The sequence below is a fragment of the Ramlibacter rhizophilus genome (genome assembly GCF_004681965.1).
Lineage (GTDB): Bacteria > Pseudomonadota > Gammaproteobacteria > Burkholderiales > Burkholderiaceae_C > Ramlibacter > Ramlibacter rhizophilus.
In genome coordinates this window covers 555,749-578,118 of record NZ_SMLL01000004.1, presented here as the reverse complement: position 1 = coordinate 578,118, position 22,370 = coordinate 555,749, and the positions used below count along the sequence as shown (strand labels likewise).

At 69.8% G+C, this 22,370-nt stretch carries 24 protein-coding genes and 3 tRNA genes; 14 read left to right on the top strand and 13 right to left on the bottom strand.

Annotated elements, in window-relative coordinates; genetic code table 11:
* Positions 1–7 precede the first annotated feature (7 nt).
* The 5 genes from EZ242_RS12660 (at position 8) to EZ242_RS12640 (ending at position 4,805) form a co-directional block, all read left to right on the top strand.
* Positions 8–613: a nuclear transport factor 2 family protein gene (locus tag EZ242_RS12660; RefSeq protein WP_135285515.1), complete on the top strand. Its 606-nt coding sequence runs from the start codon at positions 8–10 to the stop codon at positions 611–613.
* 27 nt (positions 614–640) lie between these two features.
* The gene (locus EZ242_RS12655) at positions 641–1,819 is read left to right on the top strand and encodes an FAD-dependent monooxygenase (RefSeq protein ID WP_135285514.1); all 1,179 of its coding nucleotides are present in this window, start codon (positions 641–643) and stop codon (positions 1,817–1,819) included.
* Between the two features lie 19 nt (positions 1,820–1,838).
* Positions 1,839–2,858: an amidohydrolase family protein gene (locus EZ242_RS12650; RefSeq protein WP_135285513.1), complete on the top strand. Its 1,020-nt coding sequence runs from the start codon at positions 1,839–1,841 to the stop codon at positions 2,856–2,858.
* Between the two features lie 29 nt (positions 2,859–2,887).
* Positions 2,888–3,862, top strand: coding sequence for a Bug family tripartite tricarboxylate transporter substrate binding protein (locus EZ242_RS12645; protein ID WP_135285512.1), 975 nt, complete (start codon positions 2,888–2,890; stop codon positions 3,860–3,862).
* 139 nt (positions 3,863–4,001) lie between these two features.
* A complete protein-coding gene (locus tag EZ242_RS12640) occupies positions 4,002–4,805 on the top strand; it encodes a helix-turn-helix domain-containing protein (protein WP_240787067.1) in 804 nt (267 codons plus the stop codon).
* Here EZ242_RS12640 and EZ242_RS12635 read toward each other — a convergent pair.
* The 3 genes from EZ242_RS12635 to EZ242_RS12625 are packed head-to-tail and all read right to left on the bottom strand — an operon-like array spanning position 4,793 to position 6,898.
* Positions 4,793–6,073 carry a cytochrome-c peroxidase gene (locus EZ242_RS12635; RefSeq protein WP_135285510.1) on the bottom strand — a complete coding sequence of 427 codons (1,281 nt, stop codon included), beginning with the start codon at positions 6,071–6,073 and terminating at the stop codon, positions 4,793–4,795. The two genes, EZ242_RS12640 and EZ242_RS12635, sit on opposite strands and share 13 nt — an antisense overlap.
* A gap of 4 nt (positions 6,074–6,077) precedes the next feature.
* On the bottom strand, positions 6,078–6,524 hold the full coding sequence (locus EZ242_RS12630) for a FixH family protein (RefSeq protein WP_135285509.1): 447 nt from the start codon (positions 6,522–6,524) through the stop codon (positions 6,078–6,080).
* 17 nt (positions 6,525–6,541) lie between these two features.
* Positions 6,542–6,898 carry a DUF3703 domain-containing protein gene (locus EZ242_RS12625; RefSeq protein ID WP_135285508.1) on the bottom strand — a complete coding sequence of 119 codons (357 nt, stop codon included), beginning with the start codon at positions 6,896–6,898 and terminating at the stop codon, positions 6,542–6,544.
* A gap of 154 nt (positions 6,899–7,052) precedes the next feature.
* Here EZ242_RS12625 and EZ242_RS12620 point away from each other — a divergent pair, with 154 nt between their 5' ends.
* Positions 7,053–7,898 carry an NmrA family NAD(P)-binding protein gene (locus EZ242_RS12620; RefSeq protein WP_135285507.1) on the top strand — a complete coding sequence of 282 codons (846 nt, stop codon included), beginning with the start codon at positions 7,053–7,055 and terminating at the stop codon, positions 7,896–7,898.
* Between the two features lie 114 nt (positions 7,899–8,012).
* Here EZ242_RS12620 and EZ242_RS12615 read toward each other — a convergent pair.
* The 9 genes from EZ242_RS12615 to folC form a co-directional block, all read right to left on the bottom strand.
* Positions 8,013–8,089, bottom strand: a tRNA-Asp gene (locus tag EZ242_RS12615).
* 48 nt (positions 8,090–8,137) lie between these two features.
* Positions 8,138–8,213 (bottom strand) — tRNA-Glu (locus tag EZ242_RS12610).
* A gap of 36 nt (positions 8,214–8,249) precedes the next feature.
* Positions 8,250–8,325: transfer RNA gene (locus EZ242_RS12605), tRNA-Ala, on the bottom strand.
* A 22-nt stretch (positions 8,326–8,347) separates the two neighbouring features.
* The gene (gltX, locus tag EZ242_RS12600; RefSeq protein WP_135285506.1) at positions 8,348–9,742 is read right to left on the bottom strand and encodes a glutamate--tRNA ligase; all 1,395 of its coding nucleotides are present in this window, start codon (positions 9,740–9,742) and stop codon (positions 8,348–8,350) included.
* A gap of 4 nt (positions 9,743–9,746) precedes the next feature.
* The gene (locus tag EZ242_RS12595; protein WP_135285583.1) at positions 9,747–10,964 is read right to left on the bottom strand and encodes an O-succinylhomoserine sulfhydrylase; all 1,218 of its coding nucleotides are present in this window, start codon (positions 10,962–10,964) and stop codon (positions 9,747–9,749) included.
* A complete protein-coding gene (purF, locus tag EZ242_RS12590) occupies positions 10,964–12,472 on the bottom strand; it encodes an amidophosphoribosyltransferase (protein WP_135285505.1) in 1,509 nt (502 codons plus the stop codon). Before purF ends, EZ242_RS12595 begins: the two co-directional genes overlap by 1 nt.
* Positions 12,473–12,478: 6 nt before the next feature.
* A complete protein-coding gene (locus EZ242_RS12585; protein ID WP_135285504.1) occupies positions 12,479–12,967 on the bottom strand; it encodes a CvpA family protein in 489 nt (162 codons plus the stop codon).
* Between the two features lie 13 nt (positions 12,968–12,980).
* Positions 12,981–13,772, bottom strand: coding sequence for an SPOR domain-containing protein (locus tag EZ242_RS12580; protein WP_135285503.1), 792 nt, complete (start codon positions 13,770–13,772; stop codon positions 12,981–12,983).
* Positions 13,773–13,792: 20 nt separating this feature from the next.
* Complete coding sequence (gene folC / locus EZ242_RS12575) at positions 13,793–15,082, bottom strand: bifunctional tetrahydrofolate synthase/dihydrofolate synthase (RefSeq protein WP_135285502.1); 1,290 nt, start codon at positions 15,080–15,082, stop codon at positions 13,793–13,795.
* Positions 15,083–15,116: 34 nt separating this feature from the next.
* Between folC and EZ242_RS12570 the strand changes: the two genes are divergently transcribed.
* From EZ242_RS12570 to EZ242_RS22010, 5 genes are all read left to right on the top strand, one after another.
* A complete protein-coding gene (locus EZ242_RS12570; RefSeq protein ID WP_135285501.1) occupies positions 15,117–15,470 on the top strand; it encodes an ArsC family reductase in 354 nt (117 codons plus the stop codon).
* 94 nt (positions 15,471–15,564) lie between these two features.
* Positions 15,565–16,347: a glycine zipper 2TM domain-containing protein gene (locus EZ242_RS12565; protein ID WP_135285500.1), complete on the top strand. Its 783-nt coding sequence runs from the start codon at positions 15,565–15,567 to the stop codon at positions 16,345–16,347.
* A 69-nt stretch (positions 16,348–16,416) separates the two neighbouring features.
* The gene (gene ppnP / locus EZ242_RS12560) at positions 16,417–16,734 is read left to right on the top strand and encodes a pyrimidine/purine nucleoside phosphorylase (protein ID WP_135285499.1); all 318 of its coding nucleotides are present in this window, start codon (positions 16,417–16,419) and stop codon (positions 16,732–16,734) included.
* Between the two features lie 26 nt (positions 16,735–16,760).
* Positions 16,761–18,092 (top strand): argininosuccinate synthase, encoded by a 1,332-nt coding sequence (argG, locus tag EZ242_RS12555; protein ID WP_135285498.1) that lies wholly within the window; start codon positions 16,761–16,763, stop codon positions 18,090–18,092.
* Between the two features lie 130 nt (positions 18,093–18,222).
* Entirely contained in the window at positions 18,223–18,396 is a 174-nt protein-coding gene (locus EZ242_RS22010) for a hypothetical protein (protein ID WP_167784745.1), read from the top strand.
* 131 nt (positions 18,397–18,527) lie between these two features.
* Here the strand turns inward: EZ242_RS22010 and murB are convergent, their stop codons facing one another.
* Entirely contained in the window at positions 18,528–19,568 is a 1,041-nt protein-coding gene (gene murB / locus EZ242_RS12550; protein ID WP_135285497.1) for a UDP-N-acetylmuramate dehydrogenase, read from the bottom strand.
* Between the two features lie 43 nt (positions 19,569–19,611).
* Between murB and EZ242_RS12545 the strand changes: the two genes are divergently transcribed.
* From EZ242_RS12545 to EZ242_RS12535, 3 genes are read left to right on the top strand one after another with little or no spacing between them, the layout of a single operon-like run.
* On the top strand, positions 19,612–20,097 hold the full coding sequence (locus EZ242_RS12545; RefSeq protein ID WP_135285496.1) for a YajQ family cyclic di-GMP-binding protein: 486 nt from the start codon (positions 19,612–19,614) through the stop codon (positions 20,095–20,097).
* A 14-nt stretch (positions 20,098–20,111) separates the two neighbouring features.
* Complete coding sequence (locus EZ242_RS12540; protein ID WP_205960636.1) at positions 20,112–20,768, top strand: retropepsin-like aspartic protease family protein; 657 nt, start codon at positions 20,112–20,114, stop codon at positions 20,766–20,768.
* A complete protein-coding gene (locus tag EZ242_RS12535) occupies positions 20,768–22,366 on the top strand; it encodes an MFS transporter (protein WP_135285495.1) in 1,599 nt (532 codons plus the stop codon). The genes EZ242_RS12540 and EZ242_RS12535 overlap by 1 nt, the downstream gene beginning before the upstream one ends.
* Positions 22,367–22,370: the final 4 nt, after the last annotated feature.

Genomic DNA, 22,370 nt, shown 5'->3' with positions numbered 1-22,370 from the left:
GACACCCATGAGCGACGAGCTCAGCGAAGAACTGAAGATCCGCCGGCTGGTCGAGCGCTGGGCGGTATGGCGCGACGCCGGCGACTGGGAGCGTTTCGCGACCGTGTGGCACCCCGAGGGCGTGATGATGGCCACCTGGTTCCAGGGCCCGTACCGCGAGTTCATCCGCGTGACGCAGGAGGGCTGGGCCAAGGGCGTGAGCATCCTGCACTTCCTGGGCGGCTCGGCCATCGAGATCGCCGGCGACCGCGCCATCGCGCAGACCAAGATGACCATCTCCCAGCGCGGCCCCGTGGAGGGCGTGCTGTGCGACGTGGTGTGCACGGGCCGCTTCTACGACTTCATCACCCGCCACGAGGGCGAGTGGAAGCTGCTGCACCGGCAACCGATCTACGAGAAGGACCGCATCGACCCGGTGGACCCGGCCGCGCGCCTGAACCTCGATTCCGCGCGCCTGGAGCAGATGCCCGAGGGCTACCGGCACCTGGCCTACATCCAGACCGGCATCGGCTACCAGGTCAAGATGGACATGCCCATGCTCAAGGGGCCCGAGGTGCAAGCGCTGTACGCACGTGGCGCACGCTGGTTGGCCGGCGGCGCGCTCGAGCGCTGAGCGGCACCGCCCGATGTGGACCGGGGCATGAAGGTCATCATCGCGGGCGCGGGCCTGGGCGGCCTCACCGCGGCGGCCTGCCTGCTGCAGCGGGGCGTTTCCGTTCGCGTGTACGAACAGGCGCGGGTGCTGGGCGAGATCGGCGCGGGTGTGCAGTCGAGCGCCAATGCGGTGAAGGTGCTGGACAGCCTGGGCCTGCGCGAGGCGCTGGACCGGGTGGCCGTGCGGCCGAAGGCCTTCGAGTTCCGGCGCTGGGACAGCGCGGCGCTGATGCACCGCATCCCCCTGGGCGAGCAGCACGAGGCGCAGCACGGCGCGCCCTACTTCCACATCCACCGCGCCGACCTGCACGAGCTGCTGGTGCGCAAGGTGCGCAGCCTCGACGCCGATGCGATCGTGCTCGAAGCGAAGGCACAGCGCTTCGAGGAATCGGCGGACTCCGTGACGCTGCATCTCGAGGACGGACGCCGGGTGTCCGGCGACGTGCTCGTCGGCGCCGACGGCATCCGCTCGGCGATCCGCGAGCAGATCCTCGGGCAGACGCCGGTGAGCTACACGGGCGATGTCGCCTGGCGGGCCGTGGTGCCCGTGGAGCGCCTGCCGCCGGACATCATGGACCGCGTCTCCACCGTGTGGTGCGGGCCGAAGAAGCATGCCGTCATGTATTACCTGCGCAGCGGCGCGCTCATGAACTTCGTGGGGCTGGTGGAGCACGCACAGCCCGAGGGCGAGTCCTGGACGCAGAAGCGCCCCTGGGAGGACCTCAAGGCGGACTACGCCGGCTGGCACCCGACGATCCAGACCGTGATCGACGCCATCGACCGCGACGCGTGCTTCCGCTATGCCCTCAACGACCGCACGCCGGTGGCGGGCTGGAGCACGCAGCGGGCCACGCTCCTGGGCGACGCGGCGCATCCCACCCTGCCCTACATCGCGTCCGGCGCGGCCATGGCCATCGAGGACGCGGGCGTGCTCGCGCGCTGCCTGGCGGAGAGTGCCTCGGTCCCCGGCGCGCTCGCGCGCTACGAGCACGCGAGGACCGAGCGCACCGCGCGCGTGGTGCGCGAATCCACCGCCAGCCGGGGCCTCTACCGCATCGAGAGCGAAGAGGCCATGCGCGAAGCGTTTCGCCAGAAGGACCTCACGCGCAGCCGCGCCGAGTGGCTCTATTCATACGACCCGGTGACCGTCGCGCTTCCCGCGTGAACACCCTGGGCAGGACCCCATGAAAAAGATCGACATCTACAACCACGTGATGCCGCAGCGCTACCTGGCGCTGGTGCAGCAGCACTCGAAGGACCCCGGCATCGTCAAGCGCATGACCAACCTGCGCATGCTCTGGGACATCGAGGCGCGGGTGGACATGCTGCAGAAGTGGCCCGAGGTGCAGCAGGTGCTGACGCTGGCGCTTCCGGCCCCGGAAGTGCTGGGCAACCCCGAGCTCTCGCCCGGATTCGCGCAGGTGGCCAACGACGAGATGGCCGCCATCGTGGCCCGCTGGCCGCAGCGCTTCCCTGCCTTCGTGGCATCGCTGCCGATGAACAACATCCCCGCGGCACTCGCGGAGATGGACCGCGCCATCGGCGAGCTGGGCGCGCGGGGCATCCAGATCTCCACCAACATCAACGGCCGTCCGCTGGACGAGGCCGAGTTCTTCCCGGTGTTCGAGCGCGCCACCCAGACGCACGGCGTTCCCATCTGGATGCATCCGGCCCGGCCCGCGAGCCGCGCCGACTACGCGAGCGAGGACAAATCGAAGTACGAGATCTGGCAGGTGCTGGGCTGGCCCTACGAGACCAGCGCCGCCATGGCGCGCATCGTCTTCTCGGGCCTGTTCGACACGCTGCCGGACCTGCGCATCATCACCCACCACTGCGGCGGCATGATCCCCTATTTCGCCGGCCGCGCCGAGACACTCTGGGCGCAGCTGGGAAGCCGCAGCGCCGACGAGAACTACGAGGACGTCCTCAAGCGCATGGCCAAGCGGCCCATCGAGTACTTCCGCCTCTTCTTCGGCGACACCGTGCTGGGCGGCAATGCCTCCGCCCTGCGCTGCGGCCTGGACTTCTTCGGCGCCGACCGCGTGGTCTTCGCCAGCGACTGCCCCTTCGACCCCGAAGGCGGCCCCATGTTCATCCGCGAGGGCATCCGCTCGGTGGAATCCCTGGGGCTGTCCGAGGAGGACAAGAACAAGATCTACCTGGCCAACGCCCTCAAGCTCCTGGGCCTGCCGCCGCAGCCCTGAAACGAATCCCCACCACCCGAGGAAAGCGAATGAACACCTTGACCCGCCGATCTCTCGTTGCAGCCGGCCTGCTGCTGTCGCTGGCCGCCACGGTGTCCGCGCAGGGCTGGCCCCGCCAGACCGTGACCATCGTCGTGCCCTACACGCCGGGCACGGGCATCGACATCATCGCGCGCACCCTCGCGCCCCGGCTGGCGCCGCGCCTGGGCCAGGCCGTGCTGGTGGACAACAAGCCGGGCGCCAGCGGCAACATCGGCGCCAGCGCCGTGGCCAAGGCGGCGCCCGACGGCCACACGCTGATGATCACGGTCAACACCTTCACCATCACGCCCGCGCTGATGAAGAGCATGCCCTACGACCCGGTGGCCGACTTCGCACCGGTCACCAAGCTCGCGTACGGCTCGATGGCGCTGGTGGTGAACCCGACGGCCATGCCGGTGAACAGCCTGGACGAGCTGGTGCAGTACGCCAAGGCGCGCCCCGGCAAGTTGAACTACGGCTCCCCCGGCAATGGCACGCCGCAGCACCTGGTGATGGAAGTCCTGAAGGACCGCCTGGGGCTGAACATCGTGCACGTCCCCTACAAGGGTGCAGCGGGCGCGAACACGGACCTCCTGGGCGGGCAGATCCAGCTCATGGTGCTGCCCCTGCACACGGCGCTGCCCTTCGTGCAGCAGGGAAGGCTGCGCGTCATCGGCGTCTCGGGCGAGCAGCGCAACCCCCTGGCGCCGGACACCCCCACCCTGTCCGAGCTGGGCCTGAAGAACCTGGAGGCGGACCTGTACTTCTGGCTCGCCGCACCCGCCGGCACGCCGCCCGCGGTGCTCGAGAAGCTGCGCAAGGAGTCCCACGACATCCTCGCCATGCCCGAGGTCCGCGAGAGCCTGCTCAAGCAGGGCCTGGTGCCCTCGCCCAGCACGTCCGAGGAGATCGCCAGCACCATCCGCAACGACGTCCAGCGCTGGAAGAAGTTCGTGGCGGCGCAGAACATCACGGCGGACTGAGGGCCGCGGCGGGCATCGGCGCGGCCGCCAGGGCTGCCGTGGGAAGCCGTCCGTGGCGGCTTTCCACGAGCGCTTGCCACGCGTGCGGTGATACGCTCGTGCGGCCATGATCCGGGCGCATTCCGCCCCCATCGCCACGATGCCCAGAGCCCAGTACACCGGAGACTTCGTCGCCTGGACAGGCGGCGCGATGTTCATCGGCTCCGGCGGCGGCACCGTGCAGCCGCACGCGCACTACGCCATCCAGATCGTCGTGGGCGCGCCCGGTGGCCTGCTGGTGCAAGACGGCCGGCGCGGCGCCTGGACGCCCTGCGCCGGCGCCATCATTCCCTCGCGAACGGTGCACAGCATCGACGTCGGCGCATGCGCCTGGTCCGCCGTGGTGTTCGTCGAGCCCGAGACCACGGCGGGCAAGGCCCTGGCGGTGCGCACCGAGCGGCGGGTACGCTTCCTGGAACCGCAGGACCTGTCCGCCACCATGGGCGCTCTCGAACAGGCCTGGCGCGATGCCCGCAGCGTCGCCGCGGTGCGGGACGCCGCCCACCATCTGCTGTCGAGCCTTTCCGGAACCAGCGCCAGCGCCCCTTCCGACGCACGGGTGCTCAAAGTCATCGAGTACCTGCGAGATCGCCCGGACGAAGCGCCGAGCCTGGAAGACGTGGCACGCGCCGTCCATCTTTCACCCAGCCGCTTGCGCCACCTCTTCGTCGAGGAGACCGGGATGCCGCTGCGCACCTACCAACTCTGGCGGCGCGTGCTGCGGGTCTGGGAGTTCCTCATGCAGGGCGAAACCCTGGCCGGCGCTGCCCACGCCGCCGGGTTCTCGGACTCCGCGCACCTGTCACGCACCTGCCGGACCATGTTCGGGCTGGCTCCCTCGGCCATGCAGATGTCCGGACCCTTGAGCGAGCGGCTGCGTCGCCCACCGCACTACCTGGGCTGATTCACGGGGCCGTCGAGGGTTCGCAGGAAGGCGGCCAGGTCCGCGATGTCGCGATCGCCGAGCGTGATGGTCTGACGCTCCGCGTGCTTCTCACCGGGGCGTGCGAGCTCGCTGTGACCCAGGACCGCCCGGGGCGACTCGGCGTAATGCCGCAGCACGTCCTCCAGGGTGGCGAACTGGCCGGCGTGCATGTACGGAGCGCGCGCCGCCACGTTGCGCAGACTCGGCGTCCGGAAGGCGGCGAGGCTGCCCGGGTCGTCGCTGGACAGGAAGTTCAGCTCCCCGCACTGCGGCGGCTTCGCGTCGCTGTAGGGACCCAGGCAGTTGAACGGGTCGGCCAGCAGCTTGCGCAGGCCGTCGGCGCGGCCGCGGTCGGGCCTGGTCGGGTCCAGCGGCGGCACGCCGGTGTTGTGGAACGCATGGTCCGTCATCAGCGGCCCGTTGTGGCAGCTCACGCACTGACCCTTGCCCAGGAACACGCGAAGCCCGCGCACGTCCTGCGGCGAGAACACCGCCTGCGCCTGGCCGTCCCGTGCGAGCGTCGCTTCCACGTAGCGGTCGAAGCGGGAAGGACCGTAGCTGATGCGGCTCTCGTACGCGGCGATGGCCTTGCCCATGTTGGCGAAGACGCGGTTGACCCGGTCACGCGTCGGCTCGGGCATGGCGGCCCACGCCGCCTTCTCGGCCGGGCTGCCCAGCGGGCTGGCATCCGGCAGCGTCCCCAGCGCAGGCAATTCGCCGAACGCGCGCCGGTAGTCGTGGGCGTAGTGCTCCTGGATGATGCGCGCGAACTTCGCCCGGTTGCCGCCGTGCTCCGCCGGGTCCTCCATCGGACCGAGCGCCTGGGACCAGAGGCTGTCCTTGCGGCCGTCCCAGAACAGAAAGGGCGTGTGGGAGGCGCCCGGCAAGGGCATGGTGCGCCGCGTGCCCCTTGCCAGGCCTTCCCCCAGGCGCTTGCCGTCTTCGAACTGCCCCGAAGCCGAGTGGCAGCTCGCGCAGGACACGCGTCCGTTGCGGCTCAGGCGCACGTCGTTGAACAGCGCCTCGCCGAGGCGGGCTGCGTGCGGATTCGACTCGTAGGCGTTGGACGGATCCTGGGGGCGGGGTCCCGCCTCCCGGATGTGCATCGAGGCGAGCACCTGCAGCTCGGACGGGGACCAGAGGTCGCGCAGCGGCGCCAGTGCCTGCGCGGCGACGACGGACAGGCCGACGCCGAGCAGCGCGACCCACAGCGTTCCCATGGCCAGGGCATGGATGCGGGGCTTCATGGCGTCACCGGGACGGAATCGCCGGATCCACGACGATGTTGAAGGTGACCGCATCGGCGCCTTCGCTGCCTCGGATCCCGAGCTTCAGGTCCCACCAGCCGGTCATGCTGAACTTCATGCCGTCGAGCAGGTACGTTCCATCTTCGAGCTCGCGCGTCACCCGGGGTCGGGTCGGATAACCGTGGCCGTGCTGCGGCATGCCGCCGTCGACGGAGAACTCGGCGCCCTTGACCGGGCGGCCGTCGGCGCCGGCCAGCCTGACCTTCCAGGCGTGCAACTGGTTGACGGCAGGCGCCGGCGTGGGCGCCACGATGGCCACCCGGTAGTGGCCGGCGGCGGACGGCTTCTCGCGCGACAGGTCCAGCGTGGAGGGCGGTGTCATGCAGCCGGTGAAGCCGGCGCAGGATGCGATGACCGCGGTGGCGGTGAGGAAGCGGGTGAACGTTCGCATGGTGTGCTCCCGGGGCTTCACCTGGCCGTGTCGATGAGCGCCTGGAGGTCACGCGGCACGGCGGCCGGCCGCAAGCCGCTCGTTCGCGTGGCCCCCGGATTGCCCTTGGGCAGCAGCCCGAGCGGCGTGAAGACGGCAGCGGCCGCGATGCGCCAGAGCTGCCCGGCGGCTTCGGCGGTCCAGTGGTTGCGAACGGCCATCTGCAGCATCAGTCCGTGCACGCGCACGTGGTGATACGTCGAGCGCTGGCCGAGCACGTGGGCGCGTTCGAGGTGGCGCATCGCGGTGTGGAACTCGCCCTGCGCTTCGGCGCTCAGGGCCAGGCGGATCTCTGCATCCACCGATGGGCGGATTCGTTCGGTAAAGCTGTTCATGGCGGCATCTCCAGGAAGTGGTTGTCGATGGCGCCATTGTTCGAAGCGAGGGCCGGTGTGACTTGAACGAATCGGCCGCTGTCGCAGCCCTTTCGTACAAGCGCGCCCGCGGCTCCTGCCGGCACCATCCGGCCCTTTTGAAAGGAGCGATCGAATGGAAAGCAGATTTCTCGTCACCGGTTCCACCGGCCTGGTGGGTGGCCTCGTGCGGCGTGCGCTGGCTGCCGAAGGACGCGACGTGCGGGCCGCGACGCGGCGGCCGGCGGCACCGGGTGATGTCCTGTTCGACCTGCTGGACGAGAAGACCTTCGCGCCGGCCCTGGCGGGCGTGAGGACGGTGATGCTCATCTCACGGCCCGGCGACGAGGACGCCCACCTGCTCGCGGAGCCCTTCGTCGCATCGATGAAGCAGGCAGGCGTCGCGCGGGTCGTGGTGCTCTCGGCGCTCGGCAGCGACAAGCGCCCGGCGTTCTCGCTGCGGAAGGTGGAGCAGCTGGTGGAACGCTCCGGCATGGCCTGGTCCCACGTGCGCCCGAACTTCTTCATGCAGATGCTCGCGCTGCCACCGCTGTCGTCCGAGCTTGCGAGCCAGGGCAGCCTGAGCCTGCCGCTGGCAGACGCGCGCATCGCCTACGTGGACGCGCACGATGTCGCTGCGGTCGTGCACCGGGCGATGCTGGACCCGCGGATGGATGGACGTGCCCTCGACGTCAGCGGACCGTCTGCCTGGAACCACGACGAATTGCTGGCGGTGCTCGCCGCGCGGGCCGACCGGCCGCTGCGATACGCCCGTCTGACGCACGACGAGGCGCGTGAGCTGATGCTGGCGCGGGGCATGGCGCCGCGTCAGACCGAACGCGTGTTGACGTTCTACCGTCTCATTCGGGAGGGCTTCTGCGCCAAGCCGGATGCCGAAGTCGCCCGACTCCTGGGCAGGCCCCTGCGGACCTGGCCGGCGTTCGTCGACGCGCATCTCGCGGCCTGGTCGCCACAGGCCTGAAGCCGGTCCTCACGCGAGGACAGGTCCGCCGTGTGCAGCGACGCTGTCGGCGTGAACCACGGAAAAAGGAAAAGCCGCTGCAGGTCATCGACTTGCAGCGGCTATCCAGAGACTTGGCGGAGTGGACGGGACTCGAACCCGCGACCCCCGGCGTGACAGGCCGGTATTCTAACCGACTGAACTACCACTCCGCGTCGGGGTTGCTTCGCACTCCGGGTGGAGTCAAGTGCAACCAAACTTGGCGACCCTACGGGGATTCGAACCCCGGTACTCACCGTGAAAGGGTGATGTCCTAGGCCTCTAGACGATAGGGTCAAAACCTTTGGACTTTTTACGTTCCTTCTCGACGACTGGTGGAGGTAAGCGGGATCGAACCGCTGACCTCTTGCATGCCATGCAAGCGCTCTCCCAGCTGAGCTATACCCCCGTTTGGCGTCGAGACCGAGATTCTATACCGGTTTTTGGCCCATCAGCAGACGCGACACAACTTCTTTTCGATCGGACAGCGCGAGCACCGCATCGAGCGAAGGCGTCTGCGGCGTGCCCATGACGAGGACGCGCACCGGCATGGCCAGTTGCGGCATCTTCAGGCCCGTGGCGCGCAGCGTTTCCTTGATGGCGGCGCCGATGGACTCCGGGGTCCAGTCGCAGCCTTCCAGCATGCGCGCGAGCATGCCGATGGCCGGGCGCACGCTCTCACCCAGGTGCTTGCCCAGGTCCTCGGCCGAGGGCTGCACGGGCCGGTAGAACTTCTGCGCCCAGTCGGCCAGGACGAGAGTGGTATCGCAGCGGTCCTTGAAGAGCGCGCAGATGCCGGCAAGGCGCGCATCGGGCTCGATGCCGCGCGCGCGCAGCTGCTCGGCGACAAGCGCGGCAAGCGTTTCGTCGCTGGTCATCTTCATGTGCTGCGCGTTCACCCAGCGCAGCTTGGCCTCGTCGAACTGCGCGGCGCTGCGACCGAGGTGGTCCAGGTCGAACCACTGCAGGAACTGTTCGCGGCTGAAGATCTCGTCGTCGCCGTGGGACCAGCCCAGGCGCGCCAGGTAGTTGACCACCGCGTCGGCGAGGAAGCCTTCGTCACGGAATTGCGTGACCGGCTTGGCGCCATTGCGCTTGCTCATCTTCTCGCCCTTCTCGTTCAGCACGGTGGGCAGGTGGGCATACACCGGCGGCTCCTGGCCGAGGGCGCGGAAGATGTTGATCTGGCGCGGCGTGTTGTTCACGTGGTCGTCGCCGCGGATCACGTGCGTGATGCGCATGTCGATATCGTCGACCACCACGCAGAAGTTGTACGTGGGCGTGCCATCGGGCCGCGCGATGACGAGGTCGTCGAGTTCGTCGTTGCTGATCTCGATGCGGCCCTTGACCTTGTCCTCCCACGCCACGGAGCCGCCCAGCGGGTTGCGAAAGCGCAGCACCGGCTGCACGCCCTCGGGCACGGGCGGCAGGGTCTTGCCCTCCTCGGGTCGCCAGGTGCCGTCGTAGCGGGGCTTTTGTTTGCTCTCCATCTGCCGCTCGCGCAGGGCGTCGAGTTCGGCCACGCTCATGTAGCAGGGGTACACCAGGCCCTCGTCGCGCATCTGCGCGATGACTTCGCGGTAGCGGTCCATGCGCTGCATCTGGTAGTGCGGCCCCTCGTCGTGGTCCAGGCCCAGCCAGGCCATGCCTTCGAGGATGACGTCCACCGCCGCCTGCGAGGAGCGCTCCAGGTCGGTGTCCTCGATGCGCAGGATGAAGTCACCGCCCTGCGAGCGGGCGAAGGCCCAGGGGTACAGGGCCGAGCGGATGTTGCCCAGGTGGATGAAGCCGGTGGGCGACGGTGCGAAACGGGTACGGACTTTCACGGGTTCAAATCAGGTCCAGGCCGCGCGCGAGGTCGGCCTTGATGTCATCGAGGTGCTCCAGGCCCACGGCCACGCGCACGAGGTTCTGGCGGATGCCGGCGGCCTGGCGCTGCGCCTCGGTGAGGCGGCCGTGCGAGGTGCTGGCCGGCTGGGTGATGATGCTCTTGACGTCACCGAGGTTGGCGGTGATCGACAGCAGTTGCGTGGCGTCGATGACGCTGAAGGCGTTGCGACGCGCGGTGTCGGGGTCCTGCCCCTTCACGTCGAAGGAGACCACGGCGCCGCCCTTGCCGGACTGCTGGCGCATGGCCAGCGCATGCTGCGGGTGGCTCTCCAGGCCCGGGTAATAGACGCGCTCGACCGCGGGGTGCGCCTCCAGCCAGCGCGCCAGTTCCAGCGCGCGCTGCGACTGCGCTTCCATGCGGATGCCCAGGGTCTCCAGGCCCTTGAGGACCACCCAGGCGTTGAAGGGCGAGAGGGTGATGCCGGCACTGCGCATGACCGGGATCAGCTTGTCGCGGATCAATTGCTGGCTGGCGCAGACCGCCCCGGCGATGACGCGGCCCTGCCCGTCCAGGTACTTGGTGCCGGAGTGGACGACGATGTCCGCGCCCAGGCGCGCCGGCTGCTGCAGCGCCGGCGTGCAGAAGCAGTTGTCCACGGCCAGCAGCGCGCCGCCGTCATGCGCGATGTCGGCCAGCGCGCGGATGTCGCAGACCTCGGTGAGCGGGTTGGTGGGCGTCTCGGCGAAGAGCAGCCGGGTGTTGGGACGCATGGCGGCCTTCCACTCGGCCAGGTCGGTCTGCGAGACGAAGCTGCTTTCCACCCCGAACTTGCCGAACTCCCCCGCGATGAGCTTGATGGTCGAGCCGAAGACCGAACGCGAACACACGACGTGGTCGCCGGCCTTGAGCAGGCCCATGCACAGGAGCAGGATCGCGCCCATGCCGCTGGCCGCCGCGATGGCGCCTTCCATGCCCTCCATGGCCGCCAGGCGCATCTCCATGCTGGCCACCGTGGGGTTGGTGAAGCGCGAGTAGATGTAGCCCTCTTCCTCCCCGGCGAAGCGGCGGGCCGCGGTCTCGCTGTCGGGCTGCGTGAAGCTGGAGGTGAGGTACAGCGCCTCGGCGTTCTCGCCGTACTGGCTGCGCTCCACCGCGGCGCGCACGGCCAGGGTGTCGGGGTGCAGTCCTTCGGGCAGGGGTTTGGGGGTGCGGGGCATCATGCTTCCTGCGCGTTGGGCAGGGCCAGGCGGGAGGTGTCCTCGCCCAGCGGGTCTTCCTGGCCGACGCGCGCCTCGTTGATGCGCGCGATGTCGTTCGGGTCGATGTCCCCGGTGACGTACACGCCGTCGAAGCAGGACGCGTCGAAGCCATCGAGCTTCGGGTTGAGCGAGCCGACGGCGCGCTTCATGGCTTCCACGTCCTGGTAGATGAGGGCATCGCAGCCGATGATCTGGCGCACTTCCTCGATGGTGCGGCCGTGCGCCACCAGCTCGTCGGCCGTGGGCATGTCGATGCCGTACACATTGGGAAAGCGCACCGGCGGCGCGGCGCTGGCCAGGTACACCTTCTTCGCGCCGGCGTCGCGCGCCATCTGCACGATCTCGCGGCTGGTGGTGCCGCGTACGATGGAGTCGTCCACCAGCAGCACGTTGCGGCCCTTGAACTCGCTGCCGATGACGCTGAGCTTCTGGCGCACCGACTTCTTGCGCACGCCCTGCCCCGGCATGATGAAGGTGCGGCCGACGTAGCGGTTCTTCACGAAGCCTTCGCGGTAGGGCACGCCCAGCAGGTGCGCGAGCTGCGTGGCGCTGGGCCGGCTCGATTCCGGAATGGGGATGATCACGTCGATCTCGTTCGGCGGCACGGTGCTGATGACCCGCTTGGCCAGCGTCTCGCCCAGGTTCAGGCGCGCCTGGTAGACCGAGATGCCGTCCAGCACCGAGTCGGGCCGGGCCAGGTACACGTACTCGAACATGCAGGGATAGGACCGCGGATGCTCGGCGCACTGGCGGGCGTGCACGTGGCCCTGCAGGTCCACGAACACCGCCTCGCCCGGCGCGATGGGGCGCTCCAGCGCGTGGCCGGTGCTCTCCAGCGTGACGGACTCGCTGGCCACCATCACCGTGCCGTCGGCGCCGCGCCCCAGCGACAGCGGCCGGATGCCGTAGGGGTCGCGGAAGGCGACCAGGCCGTGGCCGGCGATGAGCGCCACCACCGCATAGGAACCACGCACGCGCCGGTGCACCGCGGCGACGGCGGCGAAGACCTCCTGCGCCTGCAGCGGCACGCCGCGCGAGGCCCGGTCCAGCTCGTGCGCGAACACGTTGAGCAGGACTTCGGAGTCGCTCTCGGTGTTGATGTGGCGGTGGTCGGTCGAGAAAAGCTCGGCCTTGAGGGCCTGCGCGTTGGTGAGGTTGCCGTTGTGCGCCAGCACGATGCCGAAAGGCGCGTTCACGTAGAACGGCTGGGCCTCCTCCTCGCTGTAGGCATTGCCGGCCGTGGGATAGCGCACCTGCCCCAGGCCCACGTTGCCGGGCAGGGCCCGCATGTTGCGCGTGCGGAAGACGTCACGCACCATGCCCTTGGCCTTGTGCATGAAGAACTTGCGCTCCTGCTGGGTCACGATGCCGGCCGCATCCTGGCCGCGATGTTGCAGCAGCAGCAAGGCGTCGTAGATCAGCTGGTTGACTGGGGCGTTGCTCACAACGCCGACGATTCCGCACATTGCCAATTACCCCGGTAGATACCGCCCGAACCGTTCGGGCAGCATCGGTTTCAATCCTCTGATCGCCGCGACGGCCAGGGGTGCCCCGGCCGATTCGCGCCAGGTGGGCGTGCTGGTCAGCGGCACCAGCAGGAACACCACCGCGATCGCCAGCACGATCACCACGCCGCGCATGACCCCGAAAGCCGTGCCCAGCACGCGGTCCGCCGGCCGCAGGCCGATGGCCGACACCAGCCGCCGCACCAGCGTCGCCACCAGGCCGGCCGCGAACACGGCCACGATGAACAGCAGCACGAAGCCCACGGCGTAGCGCAGCGGCTGGCTGGCCTCGCCCATCGGCAGCCAGCCGGCGACGTCGGGCGCCAGCCACTGTGCCACCACGAAGGCCGCGATCCAACCCAGCAGCGACAGCAGCTCGTACATGAAGCCGCGCCAGGCGCCGATCAGCACCGACAGGCCCAGCACGGCCACGAACACCCAGTCGAGCACGGACATCCGGCCGCAGGCCCTACAAGGTGAGGACTGCGGCGGGCAATTCCAGGCCCTTGATCTTCTGGGCCGCCTTGTCCGCCTCGGCCCGCTGCGTGAACGGGCCGACGCGCACGCGGATGCGCGGGCCCTCGGCCGTCTGCGCGACATGCACATAGGTCTTCACGCCCGCCCGCTCCAGCCGCTGGCGCACCTCGCGCGCCTTGCCCGCTTCGGCAAAGGCACCGACCTGCACCACGTAGCGCTCGGCCGCCACGGCCGAGGCAGCCCGGCCTTCGAGCAGCGCGCGGGCGCGGGCGGCTTCGTCGGCCGCGGCCTCGGCGCGGGTGGCAGGCTTGGGTTCGGCAGGCTTCGGCTCTGCGGGCTTGGGTTCGGCAGGCTTGGCGTCCGCGCCGGGCCGCGACTCGGCGGCGGGACGGGCTGGCGATGCGGCAGGCGCGGGCGGGGCGCTGTCGGCCTGGGCCACGGCTCGCTTCGCAGGCTCGGACGCGGGCGCAGCAGGCGGCGTGGCGGCGGGGCTCGCGACGCCGCCGGAGGTGGCCGGTGCGGGCGTGACCGCGCCGGCGGCCTCGGTGCCGGCGGCCAGGGGCGCCGCACGCTGGCGGTCGGGGATCTCGATGGGGATGTCCACGGCCACCGGACGGGGCTGCGTGTCGAACAGAAGCGGGAATCCGATGATGCCCGCCAGCACCAGCACCGCCGCGCCCATGAGGCGTTGCCGCGCGCGTCGCCGCATGGCCTCCACGCTCTCTGAGGGAGCGGGCCTGGCGACGGTTGCGCCCTCACCCTTGCGGAACTTGAAGAAAGCCATGGCGCCGGGTCTGGATGGTGTCAGTGACGCAGGTGCGGAGCCTGCAGGCGAGGCGTGCCGCCTTCGAGGATGCCGCCCACGGTGTAGAACGAACCAAAGACCACGATTCTATCAGTGGGGTCCGCCGCGGCCGCCGCGGCATCGAGCGCCTCGCGCGGGCTCGCATGCTCGCTGGCTTCGACCGCGCGCGGCCCGCGCACCGCCTCCCAGCGCGCGCGCAGCTGCGCGGCGCTCGCGGCGCGCGGCGTGGGCAAATCGCAGAAGTACCAGCGGTCGGCCAGCGGCTCCATGCGGCGCAGCATGGCCTCCAGGTCCTTGTCGGCCATGGCGCCCAGGACGACGTGGGTGCGCGGGTAGAAGCCCATGGCATCGAGGTTGGCGACCAGGGCCGCGACCGAGTGCGGGTTGTGGGCCACGTCCAGCACCAGCGCCGGCTGGCCGGGGATGATCTGGAAGCGCCCCGGCAGCTCCACCATCGCGAGGCCCGTGCGAACCGCCTGGGCCGTGATGGGCAGGCGCTCGCGCAGGGCCGTGAAAGCCGCCAGCGCACCGGCGGCATTGATCAACTGGTTGGCGCCGCGCAGCGCCGGATAGGCCAGGCCCGCATAGCGCCGCCCGCGACCGGCCCAGGCCCATTGCTGCTTGTCGCCCGCCACGTTGAAGTCGTGCCCGAAGCGCCACAGGTCGGCGCCGATCGCCTGCGCGTGCTCGATCACGCTGGCCGGCGGCACGGGGTCGCTCACGATGGCCGGCCGCCCGGCGCGCAGGATGCCGGCCTTCTCGCGGCCGATGGCCTCGCGGTCGGGCCCCAGGAATTCCTGGTGGTCCAGGTCGATGCTGGTGATGATGGCGCAGTCCGCGTCGATGACGTTGACCGCGTCCAGCCGGCCGCCCAGGCCCACCTCCAGGACCACCAGGTCCAGGCCGCGCGAGGACAGCAGGTCCAGGATGGCCAGCGTGGTGAACTCGAAATACGTCAGTGCGACGCCCTCGCGCGCCGCCTCCACGCGGGCGAAGTGCGGCACCAGCGCCTCGGCCTGCACCGCCTCGCCGCCGATGCGGCAGCGCTCCTCGAAGCGGACCAGGTGCGGCGAGGTGTAGAGCCCGCACCGCCAGCCGGCCTTGAGCGCGATCGATTCGAGCATGGCGCAGGTCGAGCCCTTGCCGTTGGTGCCGGCCACCGTGATGACACAGGCGTCGAAGCGCAGCGCCATGCGGTCCGCCACCGCGCGAACGCGGTCCAGTCCGAGGGCGATGGTTTTCGGATGCAGGCGCTCGCAGTGCGCCAGCCAGTCTTGCAGCGTTTCCATGAGGGGCCGATTGTCGGGCTTAGGATCGGGCGCCATGATCATCGTCCACGGCATCCCGAATTGCGACACGGTCAAGAAGGCGCGCGCCTGGCTGTCGGCGCGGCAGGTCGAACATCGCTTCCACGACTTTCGCAAGGACGGGCTCGATGCCGGGCGGCTGGCGCAGTGGATCGCGGCACTGGGCTGGGAGGCGCTGCTGAACCGGCGGGGCACCACGTGGCGCAAGCTCGACGAGGCCAGCCGCGCCGCCGTCATGGATGCGCGCAGCGCCAGTGACCTCATGCTGCGCGAGCCTAGCCTCATCCGCCGACCGGTGGTGGACTGGGGCCCGGGGCTGAGCGTCGGATTCGACGAGGACGACTGGGCGGAGCGGCTCGGCAGGACCTGAAGCGCGGCTTTTCACGCTCTTTACTCCAGGCGCATGGGCAGGAGGCTGCCGGGTGCCTAGAATTTCAACATCCCGTGCGAGCCGAGTCGTCATCATGAACACGCCCCTCTCCAAGCCCGTCGGCATCGCCGTCCTGGGCGCCCTCACCTTCCTTGTCTCGCCCGCCCTGCATGCACAGGAAGTCGGCCGCGTGATCTCCAGTGTCCCGGTCATCCAGCAGGTCGCCGTGCCGCGGCCGGTGTGCAACAGCAACCCGGTGCTGGTGCAGCAGCCGTCGAGCGGCGCCGGCGCGCTGATGGGCGCCATCGCGGGCGGCGCCGCAGGCAATGCCATCGGCGGCGGCAGCGGCCGCGCGGTGGCCACGCTGCTGGGCGTCATCGGCGGCGCCGCGCTGGGCGACCGCGTCGAAGGCCCGAACACCCAGCTGCAGCAGGCCACGAACTGCGTCACGCAGACCTTCTACGAGAACCGCGCCGTGGGCTACAACGTGACCTACGAGTACGCCGGCCGGCAGCACACGGTGCAACTGCCCTACGACCCGGGCCCCACCCTCTCGCTGCAGCTCGTGCCCGTGGGTGCTGCGCCCACCGCGCCGCCGGCCCCGGCTGCCGCCGCACCGGAGGCATCCCCCCTGCCCCCGGTCACCCTGCCCTCGGCCAGCCCGCCCGTCACCGTCATCCGCGAAGTGGTCACCGTGCCGGTCTATCCCCCGGCCTACGCGCCGGCCTATCCCTCCGCGGTCTATCCCTCCGCGGTCTATCCCTCCGTTTATCCGCCGCCCTACGGCTACTACCCCGCGCCCGCCTACCGGCCCTTCGTGCCCAACGTGTCGCTGCACCTGGGCTACGTGCGCGGCTCGCGCAGGCACTGGCACTGAGCGCGCGGCCGGGCCCGGGGCCCGGCGCTCGGCCTAAAATGCCCGGTTTTCCACGGCGAGACCGGGTCCATGAGCACCACGAGAATCGACGGCGTGTCCGTCACCCCCCAGGCCAATGTGTACTTCGATGGCAAGTGCGTGAGCCACAGCCTGGTCTTTCCCGACGGCACGAAGAAATCGGTGGGCGTGATCCTGCCGTCCACGCTCACCTTCAACACGGGCGCCGCGGAGATCATGGAGTGCGTGGCCGGCGCCTGCGAGTGGCGCATGGCCGGCGAGGAAACCTGGCAGCGCAGCGGCGCCGGTGAGCGCTTCAGCGTCCCCGCCAACGCGCGCTTCGAGATCCGCACGACCGAGCCCTACCACTACATCTGCCACTTCGGCTGAACCCGTCCCTTGCCCCCGCGCCTGCCATGAGCACCATCCTCGAACACGTTCCCGTCGGCCAGAAGGTCGGCATCGCCTTCTCCGGCGGGCTGGACACCAGCGCCGCCCTGCACTGGATGCGCGGCAAGGGCGCCATCCCCTACGCCTACACCGCCAACCTCGGCCAGCCCGACGAGCCTGACTACGACGAGATCCCGCGCAAGGCCATGCAGTACGGCGCCGAGAAGGCGCGCCTGATCGACTGCCGCCGCCAGCTCGCGCAGGAAGGCATCGCCGCACTGCAGTCCGGCGCCTTCCACATCTCCACCGCGGGCCTGACCTACTTCAACACCACGCCGCTGGGCCGCGCCGTCACCGGCACCATGCTGGTGGCCGCCATGAAGGAGGACGACGTCAACATCTGGGGCGACGGCAGCACCTTCAAGGGCAACGACATCGAGCGCTTCTACCGCTACGGCCTGCTGACCAACCCGGCGCTGAAGATCTACAAGCCCTGGCTGGACCAGACCTTCATCGACGAACTCGGCGGCCGCGCCGAAATGTCGGCCTTCATGAACAAGGCCGGCTTCGCCTACAAGATGTCCGCGGAGAAGGCCTACTCCACCGACTCCAACATGCTGGGCGCCACGCACGAGGCCAAGGACCTGGAGCACCTGAACTCGGGCATCCGCATCGTCAACCCGATCATGGGCGTGGCCTTCTGGCGCGACGACGTGGCGGTCAAGGCCGAGGAAGTGTCGGTGCGCTTCGAGGAAGGCCAGCCCGTGGCCTTGAACGGCCGCAGCTTCGCCGACCCGGTGGAACTCATCCTGGAAGCCAACCGGATCGGCGGCCGCCACGGCCTGGGCATGAGCGACCAGATCGAGAACCGCATCATCGAAGCGAAGAGCCGCGGCATCTACGAGGCCCCGGGCCTGGCGCTGCTGTTCATCGCCTACGAGCGCCTGGTCAGCGGCATCCACAACGAGGACACCATCGAGCAGTACCGCGACAACGGCCGCCGGCTGGGCCGCCTGCTCTACCAGGGCCGCTGGTTCGACCCGCAGGCCCTGATGCTGCGCGAGACGGCCCAGCACTGGGTGGCCCGCGCCATCACGGGCGAAGTCACGCTGGAGCTTCGGCGCGGCAACGACTACAGCCTGCTGGACACGGCCTCGCCCAACCTCACCTACAAGCCCGAGCGGCTCACCATGGAAAAGGCCGAGTCCATGTTCTCGCCACGCGACCGCATCGGCCAGCTCACGATGCGCAACCTGGACATCAGCGACACGCGCGAGAAGCTGGGCGTCTATGCCCAAGCCGGGCTGCTCTCCGGCGGTGACGCGGACCAGCTGCTCAAGCTGGCCGGCGGCAAGTAGCTCGTCGCTGCAGGCGCCGCCGACGCGCGGGTCGGCGCGCGCTGACGCCCAGCCGCGCCAAACTCGCGCTCGGCCCGGGCAGGCGCGGCCTCAAGCTGGCGGTTTTCAACGATCAACGAAGGAAACCGCCATGGCCCTGCTCAGAAAAGTCGTCATGCTCGCCGTCACGTCCGGCCTCGCCAAGAAGGCCTGGGACTCGTACCGCCAGAAGAATCCCTTGGCCGCCGCGCGCGCCAAGGACAAGCTCAAGGAGACCGGCCGCGATCTCAAGCAGGGCGACCGGGACCGTCCGAAGTCCTGGTAGGGCTGTGGGGTTCAGGCTCCTTCCCTCTCTGGGGGAAGGCTGGGATGGGGGCTGCGAGAGAAGTGGCATGGCCGGCGCGCGTGGCCCCCACCCCTGCCCTCCCCCAGAGGGGGAGGGAGTGAGTTCCAACATCAGACCACCACCGGCTCCGGCTCCAGCCGGATGCCGAAGCGCTCGTACACGCTGGTCTGGATGGCGCGGGCGAGCGTGACCACCTCCCCGCCCGTGGCGCCGCCCCGGTTGACCAGCACCAGCGCCTGCTTCTCGTAGACGCCGGCCTTGCCGACCGACTTGCCCTTCCAGCCACAGGCGTCGATGAGCCAGCCCGCGGCCAGCTTCACCGTGCCATCGGGCATGGGGTAGTGCACGATGTTCGGCTCGCGGGCGATGATGTCGTGGCACTGCTCGGGCGTGACCGTGGGGTTCTTGAAGAAGCTGCCCGCGTTGCCCAGCACCCGCGGGTCGGGCAGCTTGCTGGCCCGGATGGCGCAGACCCAGTCGTACACCTGGCGCGCCGTGGGGTCCTGCACGCCTGACTCGGCGCGCCGCCGCGCCAGGTCCATGTAGCCGAGCACCGGCCGCCAGGGCTTGGGCAGGCGAAAGCGCACACGCAGGATCAGCGCGCGGCCGCACAGGCCCATGTCGCCCGGCTTGGCCGGCGTGTGCTTGAAGACCGAGTCGCGGTAGTCGAAGGCACACTGGGCCGGGCCCAGGGTGAACACGTCCCCGGTGGCCAGGTCGATGGCGTCCAGCGACTCGAAGCGGTCCTGCACCTCCACGCCGTAGGCGCCCACGTTCTGCACCGGCGAGGCGCCCACGCTGCCCGGGATCAGGGCCAGGTTCTCCAGGCCGGGGAAGTCGTGGTCCAGGGTCCAGGTGACGAAGTCGTGCCAGTTGACCCCGGCGCCGGCCTCGATCACCGTGGCGCGCGGACCGTCTTCCACCACGCGGATGCCGGGGATCTCCACCTTCAGCACCAGCGGCTTGACGTCACCGGTCAGCACGATGTTGCTGCCGCCGCCCAGCACGAACTTCGGAGTCTGCGCATGCTCTCCATCGGCCAGCAGCGCCTGCACGTCGGCGTCGCCGCGCACGCGCACCAGCTCGCGCGCCTTGGCGACGATGCCGAAGCTGTTATGCGCCTGCAGCGGCACGTTGTGCTCGACGATCATGGGAGAATTGTCGCATCCGGATTCGGGACACGGAGCCTGTTCAATGCCATCTTTCGATACCGTCTGCGAACCCAATCTCGTCGAGGTGAAAAATGCCGTCGACAACGCCGCCAAGGAAATCGGCACGCGCTTCGACTTCAAGGGCACCTCGGCCCACGTCGAGATCAAGGACAAGGAAATCACCCTGCTGGGCGACGCCGAGTTCCAGCTCCAGCAGATCGAGGACATCCTCACCGGCAAGCTCGCCAAGCGCAGCGTGGACGTGCGCTTCCTCGACAAGGGCACCGTGCAGAAGGTCGGCGGCGACAAGGTCAAGCAGGTCTTCACGGTGCGCAGCGGCATCGAAAGCGAGCAGGCCAAGAAGATCCAGCGCCTCATCAAGGACAGCAAGCTGAAGGTCCAGGCCGCCATCCAGGGGGACGCCGTGCGCGTGACCGGCGCCAAGCGCGACGACCTGCAGGCCGCCATGGCCCTGATCCGCAAGGACATGCCCGACCTGCCCCTGAGCTTCAACAACTTCCGCGACTGAACACCCTGCCTCCCATGATCCGCCTGCCGATCCGGCGCGCCCTTGCCGCCTGCGCGGTGCTCGCCGGGGCCGGCTCGGCCCTGGCCCAGGCCGTCGCGCTGCAGGGCACCTTCGGCCAGCGGGCGCTTCTGATCGTGGACGGCGCGGCGCCCAAGGCGGTGGCCGTCGGCGAGACGCACCAGGGCGTGCGGCTGGTGTCGGTCGCCAACGACCAGGCCGTGGTGGAGGTCGGCGGCGTGCGCCAGAGCCTGCGCGTGGGCGAGGCGCCCGCCAGCGTGGGACAAGGCGCGGGCGGGCCGCGCGGCCACCGCATCGTGCTGACCGCCGGCACCCACGGCCACTTCACGGGGGTGGCCGCGGTCAACGGGCGCGCCATTCCCTTCCTGCTGGACACCGGCGCCTCCACCGTGGCCCTGGGCGCGCCCGACGCCGAGCGTGCCGGCCTGAACTACCGCGCCGGCCGGCCGGTGCGCGTCAACACGGCTAATGGCGCCACGCAGGGCTGGTTCCTCAAGCTGTCCTCCCTGCGCATCGGCGAGGTGGAAGCCTACGAGGTGGACGCCATCGTGGTGCCACACCCCATGCCGCACATGCTGCTGGGCAACAGCTTTCTCACGCGCTTCTCGATGAAGCGCGAGAACGAGCAGATGGTGCTGGAGCGGCGCTACTGATGCCCCCGGCCAAGCCGCCGCTGGAGACCCAGTCCGCCCTCGGCCCCCTGCGCCTGCCGGTGTTCCGCATGCTGTGGATCACCTGGTTCATGGCCAACACGACCATGTGGATGAACGACGTGGCGGCCGCCTGGCTCATGACCTCGATCGCGCCCACGCCCCTGTGGGTGGCACTGGTGCAGGCCGCCTCGACCCTCCCCGTCTTCCTCCTCGGCCTGCCCAGTGGCGCGCTGGCGGACATCGTGGACCGTCGCCGCTACTTCATGGTCACGCAGTTCTGGGTGGCCGGCATCGCCACGGTGCTGTGCGTGGCCGTGCTGCTGGAGTGGATGACGCCGGCGCTGCTGCTGTTCCTGACCTTCGCCAACGGGGTGGGGCTGGCCATGCGCTGGCCGGTGTTCGCCGCCATCATTCCCGAGGTGCTGCCGCGCCCCCAGCTGCCCCAGGGGCTGGCCCTGAACGGCATCGCCATGAACGGCTCGCGCATCGTGGGGCCGCTGCTGGCCGGCGCCATCATCGCGAGCGCGGGCAGCGCCTGGGTCTTCGTGCTCAATGCGGGCCTGTCGATGCTGGCCGGCTTCATCATCATGCGCTGGCGTCGCGAGCACCGCGAGAGCCCGCTCGGCCGCGAGCGCCTGACCAGCGCCATGCGCGTGGGCCTGCAGTTCGTGCGCCAGTCGCAGCGCATCCGATCCATCCTGCTGCGCGTCGCGCTGTTCTTCCTGCACTCCACCGCCATCCTCGCGCTGCTGCCGCTCCTGGCCCGTTCGCTGCCGGGCGGCGGGGCCGGTACCTTCACGCTGCTGCTGTCGGCCATGGGGGCGGGCGCCATCGTTGCGGCCCTGCTCATGCCGCGCATCCGCCGCGCCGTCACCATCCCCCAGCTCGTCTTCGGCGGCACCGTGGTCCAGAGCGCCTGCGCCGCCGTCCTGGCCTACGCCAACACCACCTGGGTGGCGGTGCCGGCCATGCTCATCTCGGGCATGGCCTGGATCTCCTCGGCCAATTCACTCACGGTGTCCGCGCAGATGGCCCTGCCCGACTGGGTCCGCGCGCGCGGCATGTCGATCTACCAGATGTGCCTGATGGGCGCCACCGCCGGTGGTGCGGCGCTGTGGGGCCAGGTCGCCACCGTCAGCAGCATCCACGACGCCCTGCTCTGGTCGGCTGGCAGCGGCCTGGTGCTCATGACGCTGGCCTACCGCCTGATGCCCGACCGCGGCACCGAGGAAGACCTCACGCCCTCCAACGTGCTGAAGGTGCCGGACATTCCCGTGCCCAAGGAAGCCGGCCGCGTCCTGGTGCACATCGAGTACCTGATCGACCCGGCCCGCGCCCGCGAATTCCGCGCCGTGATGTACCACAGCCGCCGCAGCCGCCTGCGCCAGGGCGCGCTGGACTGGCAGTTGCTGCACGACATCAACGAGCCCGGCCGCTATGTGGAGCAGGTGGTCGACGAATCCTGGACGGAGCACCTGCGCCGCTTCGACCGCATCACCAACGCCGACACGCAGCTGCGCGAACGGCGCCTGAAATTCCACATCGGCAGCGAGCCGCCGCGGCTGACGCGCTTCGTGATCGACGACCTCGCGCGCTGAAAAG